The sequence below is a fragment of the Streptomyces sp. NPDC054840 genome (assembly GCF_053611065.1).
Genome location: NZ_JBSGZP010000469.1, coordinates 1 through 5,923, shown reverse-complemented (window position 1 = coordinate 5,923; position 5,923 = coordinate 1). Strand labels below are relative to the sequence as shown.

Here is a 5,923-nt window from a genome sequence, read left to right as displayed (position 1 = left end):
GCCCGCCGCCCCCTCCGGGCGTGCTGTACGCGCGTGTTCCTTCGCGTGCTACTTGATGACGGTGATCCGGTTCGCCGCCGGCGGGGCGATCGGAGCCTGCGCCGAGGAGTTCTTCGTCAGGTAGGTGTTGAAGCAGTCCAGGTCGGACGCGCCCACGAGCTTGTTCTTGTGCTCCTTCAGGACGGTGAAGCCGTCACCGCCGCCCGCGAGGAACTCGTTCATCGCGACCCGGTAGGTCTTGGCGGGGTCGAGCGGCACGCCGTCCAGCTTCACCGAGTCCACGACGATGCGGTCCACGCCCGCCTTCGTCATGTCCAGGGTGTACGTGAAGCCCTTCGACACCTGCAGGATCTTCGGGTTCGGCCCGTTGACCGGTCCGCTGACCTGCTGCTGGAGCGCCGTGATCAACTGCGCGCCGGTCAGGTCCACGATGTTCATCATGTTGGTGAACGGCTGGACCGTGAAGGACTCGCCGTACGTCACCACGCCGTCGCCCTCGTCACCCGAGGCCTTGTAGGCGAGGTCCGAGCGGATGCCGCCCGGGTTCATGACGGCCAGCTGCGCGCCGCCCTTGTCCGCCGGGGAGAGCGCTTCGAGCTGCGCGTCGGCGATCAGGTCGCCGAGCGGCTTCTCGGGTGCCTCGGAACCGCGGCCGGGGATGTCGGCCGAGATGAAGCCCTGCGGACGGTTGGCGATCGGGGCCGCCAGCGCCTTCCAGCGGTCGATCAGCTCGGTCATGTCCGGTGCCTTCGGCTGGTCCCGGCCCACGACCTTGTTCACCGGCTTCGGCGAGGTGACCGGCGTACGGACGATGTCCTTGGTCTGCCGGTCGTAGGTGAGGGTGGTGTCGGTGAACAGGCGGCCGATGGAGGCGGCCGAGGTCACCGTACGCGGGTTGCCCGCCGGGTCGGGGATGTTGCAGGCGTAGGCCTGGTGCGTGTGACCGGTGACCAGCGCGTCGACCTTGGCGTCCACGTTCTTGGCGATGTCCACGATCGCGCCCGAGATGCCGGCGCCGGCGCCCGGAACGTTGCAGTCGTAGTTGTACGCGCCGTTGGCGGGCAGGCCGCCCTCGTGGATCAGCGCGACGATCGACTTCACGCCCTGCTTGTTCAGCTCGGCGGCGTACTTGTTGATCGTCTCGACTTCGTCGCCGAACCTGAGGCCCTTGACGCCCTCGGCGGTCACGACGTCCGGGGTGCCCTCCAGGGTGACGCCGATGAACCCGATCTTCACGTCCCCCTTCTTCCAGATGTAGGTGGGCGACATCAGCGGACGCTTGGTCTTCTCGTCCGTGACGTTGGCCGCGAGGTACTGGAATTCGGCGCCGGTGAAGTCCTTGCCGTACTCGAAGCAGCCCTCGACCGGGTGGCACCCGCCGTAAGCCATGCGGCGCAGCTCGGTCTTGCCCTCGTCGAACTCGTGGTTGCCGACGCTGGAGACGTCCAGACCGATCTTGTTCAGCGCCTCGACGCTCGGCTCGTCGTGGAAGAGACCGGACAGCATCGGGCTGCCGCCGATCATGTCACCGGCCGCGGCCGTGACGGAGTACTCATGGCCCTTGCGGGCCTCGCGCAGGCTGGTCGCGAGGTACTCGACACCGCCCGCGGGTATGGCTTTGGTGGTGCCGTCGGCCTGACGCTCGGTCACGGTGCCGGAGGACCCCTGCGGGGGCTCCAGGGTGCCGTGGAAGTCGTTGAACGACAGCATCTGTACATCGACGGTCCGGCTCTTGGCCGCACCGCCACCACTCGCGGCACCGGCCGGAAGTGCGGCCGCGACCATCGCACCCGCCCCGGCCGTGGCGGCGAGAGCGGCGAGGGTCAACCGGCGGGTTCGGCGGTGCCGTTGTGGCGTCGCTGACATTTAGTCCCCTTATGTGACAGCGGTGAAGACGTGGGAGGTCCGCCGAAGCCTAAGGTCAACGCGCGTAGCTCTACCAGGGGGTAGCGGTATCGCGTTGGTTACGCGCAGAAGAAGCACCGACCACGCGCCCGCACTCCACCCCTCCCCGCGGCGGTCGTAGGCTCGTGTCATGACTGACGCAGCAGCGGCCCTGGAGCCGGGACGGCAGATTCAGACCCTCGACGAGCTGACGGAGGAACAGGCGATCGCCGTGCTCGACCTGATCGAGGACGCGGCACGTACGGACGGCACCACCGCCGTGTCCGAACAGGGCCGGCTCCAGCTGCGCGGCGGGCCGCGCCCGGGGATCCGGCACTTCCTGCTCACCGAGGGCGGCCGGCTCTCCGCCTACGGGCAACTGGAGGACACCGACCCAGTGGAGGCCCCGGCCGCCGAACTCGTCGTCCACCCGGCCCTGCGCGGGCGCGGGCACGGGCGGGCCATGGGCACGGCCCTGCTGGCCGCCTCCGGCAAGCGGCTGCGGGTGTGGGCGCACGGCGGCAAGTCGGCCGCCCGGCACCTCGCGCAGGTGCTCGGCCTGACCCTCTTCCGCGAGCTGCGCCAGCTGCGCCGGCCGCTGGCCGACGGGGACCCGCTGCCGGAGCCGGTGCTCCCGCCCGGCGTGACCGTACGGACCTTCGTGCCCGGCGCCGACGACGCGGCCTGGCTCACAGCGAACGCGGCCGCCTTCGCCCATCACCCCGAGCAGGGCTCGCTGACCCAGCGCGACCTGGACGACCGGATCGCGCAGCCGTGGTTCGACCCCAAGGGCTTCTTCCTCGCGGAGCGCGACGGCGAGCTCGTCGGCTTCCACTGGACTAAGGTCCACGCGGCCGAGCAGCTGGGCGAGGTCTACGTGGTCGGCATCCGCCCGGGCGCCCAAGGCGGCGGCCTCGGCAAGGCCCTCACCGCGATCGGCCTGCGCCACTTGGCGGCCCAGGGCCTGCCCACGGCCATGCTCTACGTGGACGCCGACAACCCGGCGGCCCTGGCCGTGTACGAGGGGCTCGGCTTCACCACCCACGAGGTGGACCTGATGTACCGGACAGAAAGCTGACCCCTGCCGACCCCGCCTTGCACCTCCGGCCCCGTCGGCGTTCGAGCCGCGAAGCTCAGGGCGGAGTCTTCCAGCTCTGCCGGAGCTCGAAGCCCGGGACCCGGGCGAAGCCCCGCCCTCCCAACCCCGCCGACGTTCGGGGCGCGGCACCCGGGCGGAGCCCTGATCTTCCAGCCCCGCCGGCGCTTGAGGCGCGAGGCCCGGGCGCAGCCCTGATCTTGTAGCCCGCCGGCGCTTGAGGCACCCGGGGCGGAGCCCGGCTCTCCAGCCCCACCGGCGCTTGAGGCGCGGGACCCGGGCGGAGCCCCGCGGGGGCCGGTGCAGAGCCCCCCGCAGGGCCCCGCACCCGCGCACGCCCGGTGCACACCGCCCCCACCACCCCCGCCGGGAGGCGACTCGTGCGCCATCCGGACCCGGGAAGCCACACGCCATTCACCAGGCATTCAGACGCGCTTGCGACTCTCCCCCCATGCAGCCCCGACTCCGACTGACGGCCGACTCTTCCGACGTGCCTGTCCTCCCGCGCACGCGGAAGAATGGAGTCATGAGCCACCAGCCCAGCGCAGGCCCCACCGAGGTCCCCGCCCAGCACCCGTCTCACACCCCCGGCGCAGCCCCCGGCCGGGCCGTCACCGGAGCCCACGCCCGCCTGGGGTCCATCTCCGCGCACCGCCCGCACGTGGACCTGGAGCCCGATCTCGACGCGGATCTGGACGCCTACGAGGACAAGGACGGTGACGACGAGCTCCCCCCGGGACGCTTCCTCGACCGGGAGCGCAGCTGGCTGGCCTTCAACGAGCGGGTCCTGGAGCTCGCCGAGGACCCGACGACGCCCCTGCTGGAGCGCGCCAACTTCCTGGCGATCTTCGCGAGCAACCTCGACGAGTTCTTCATGGTGCGCGTGGCCGGCCTCAAGCGGCGCATCGCGACGGGGGTCGCCACCCGTTCGGCCTCCGGCCTGCAGCCCCGCGAGGTGCTGGACCTCATCTGGACCCGCTCGCGCGAGCTCATGGCCCGCCACGCCGCCTGCTTCCAGCAGGACATCTCCCCGGCACTCGCCGAGGAGGGCGTCCACCTGATCCGCTGGCCCGATCTCACGGAGAAGGAGCAGGCCCGCCTCTTCACCCTGTTCCGCAACCAGATCTTCCCGGTGCTCACCCCCCTGGCCGTCGACCCCGCGCACCCGTTCCCGTACATCTCCGGCCTCTCCCTGAACCTGGCCGTGGTCGTACGCAACCCCGTCAGCGGCCACCGCCACTTCGCCCGGGTCAAGGTCCCGCCCCTCCTGTCCCGCTTCCTGGAAGCCTCCCCGCAGCGCTACGTCCCGCTGGAGGACGTCATCGCCGCGCACCTGGAGGAGCTGTTCCCCGGCATGGAGGTGCTCGCGCACCACATGTTCCGGGTGACCCGCAACGAGGACCTGGAGGTCGAGGAGGACGACGCCGAGAACCTGCTCCAGGCCTTGGAGAAGGAGCTCATGCGGCGCCGCTTCGGCCCGCCCGTGCGCCTGGAGGTCGAGGAGTCCATCGACCCGGGCGTGCTGGACCTGCTCGTCCAAGAGCTGAAGGTCAACGCTTCCGAGGTCTACCCGCTGCCCGGCCCGCTGGACCTGACCGCACTCTTCGGCATCGCCTCGCTGGACATCCCGGAGCTCAAGTACCCGAAGTTCGTCGCCGGCACCCACCGTGACCTCGCCGAGGTCGAGTCCGCGTCCGCGCCCGACATCTTCGCCGCCCTGCGCGAGCGGGACGTCCTGCTGCACCACCCGTACGACTCCTTCTCCACCTCGGTGCAGGCCTTCCTGGAGCAGGCCGCCGCCGACCCGGACGTCCTCGCCATCAAGCAGACGCTCTACCGCACCTCCGGCGACTCACCGATCGTGGACGCCCTGATCGACGCCGCCGACTCCGGCAAGCAGGTCCTCGTACTCGTCGAGATCAAGGCCCGCTTCGACGAGCAGGCCAACATCAAGTGGGCGCGCAAGCTGGAGGAGTCCGGCTGCCACGTCGTCTACGGGCTCGTCGGCCTCAAGACCCACTGCAAGCTGTCGCTCGTCGTCCGCCAGGAGGGCGACACCCTCCGCCGCTACTCGCACGTGGGCACCGGCAACTACCACCCCAAGACCGCCCGGCTCTACGAGGACCTCGGCCTGCTCACCGCCGACCCGCAGGTCGGCGCGGACCTCTCCGACCTCTTCAACCGGCTGTCCGGCTACTCGCGCCGCGAGACCTACCGCCGGCTGATGGTGGCGCCCCGCTCCCTGCGGGACGGACTGATAGCGCGGATCGACAAGGAGGCCGCCCACCACAAGGCCGGCCGCCCCGCCTACGTCCGGCTCAAGATGAACTCGATCGTCGACGAGGCCCTCATCGACTCGCTCTACCGGGCCGCCCAGGCGGGCGTGCCCGTCGACATCTGGGTGCGCGGTATCTGCGCGGTGCGCCCCGGGGTCCCCGGGCTCTCGGAGAACATCCGGGTCCGCTCGGTCCTCGGCCGCTTCCTGGAACACTCCCGGGTCTTCGCCTTCGGCAACGGCGGCGAACCCGAGGTGTGGATCGGCAGCGCCGACATGATGCACCGCAACCTCGACCGCCGCATCGAGGCACTGGTCAGGGTCGCCGACCCGGCCCACCGCGCGGCACTGGACCGGATGCTGGAAACCGGGATGTCCGACACCACCTCCTCCTGGCACCTCGGCCCGGACGGCGAGTGGACCCGGCACAGCACGGACGCGGACGGCCAGCCGCTGCGGCACGTACAGGAGACGCTCATAGACGCCCGGAGGCGCCGGCGTGGCTCAGCCAAACCATGACCCGATTACGGCCACGGCGGACGCGGGTGCCGTGCTCGGCACCTACCTGCGTGCCCAGGCCACCGCTTTCCTGCGTGGGCTGCGCCTGCACGATGAAGGCACAGCGAGCGGGGCCGCCGGAGGAAGCGACGCGGCGCGCAGCCTGCGGG

The 5,923-nt window shown here is 70.9% G+C and carries 3 protein-coding genes; 2 read left to right on the top strand and 1 reads right to left on the bottom strand.

Annotation, left to right across the window (positions count from 1 at the left end; translation table 11 throughout):
• Window positions 1-48: 48 nt before the first annotated feature.
• Entirely contained in the window at window positions 49-1,866 is a 1,818-nt protein-coding gene (locus tag ACWGIU_RS27095; RefSeq protein WP_453710001.1) for a bifunctional metallophosphatase/5'-nucleotidase, read from the bottom strand.
• Window positions 1,867-2,035: 169 nt separating this feature from the next.
• Here ACWGIU_RS27095 and mshD point away from each other — a divergent pair, with 169 nt between their 5' ends.
• Both mshD and ACWGIU_RS27085 read left to right on the top strand, forming a co-directional pair.
• The gene (gene mshD, locus ACWGIU_RS27090; protein WP_453709999.1) at window positions 2,036-2,962 is read left to right on the top strand and encodes a mycothiol synthase; all 927 of its coding nucleotides are present in this window, start codon (window positions 2,036-2,038) and stop codon (window positions 2,960-2,962) included.
• Window positions 2,963-3,506: 544 nt separating this feature from the next.
• Window positions 3,507-5,774: an RNA degradosome polyphosphate kinase gene (locus tag ACWGIU_RS27085; RefSeq protein ID WP_453709997.1), complete on the top strand. Its 2,268-nt coding sequence runs from the start codon at window positions 3,507-3,509 to the stop codon at window positions 5,772-5,774.
• Window positions 5,775-5,923 lie beyond the last annotated feature (149 nt).

Bases quoted from the DNA above. Each gene is read 5' to 3' on its own strand.
- ACWGIU_RS27095 (WP_453710001.1), bottom strand. From the start codon at position 1,866: ATGTCAGCGACGCCACAACGGCACCGCCGAACCCGCCGGTTGACCCTC.
- mshD (WP_453709999.1), top strand. From the start codon at position 2,036: ATGACTGACGCAGCAGCGGCCCTGGAGCCGGGACGGCAGATTCAGACC.
- ACWGIU_RS27085 (WP_453709997.1), top strand. From the start codon at position 3,507: ATGAGCCACCAGCCCAGCGCAGGCCCCACCGAGGTCCCCGCCCAGCAC.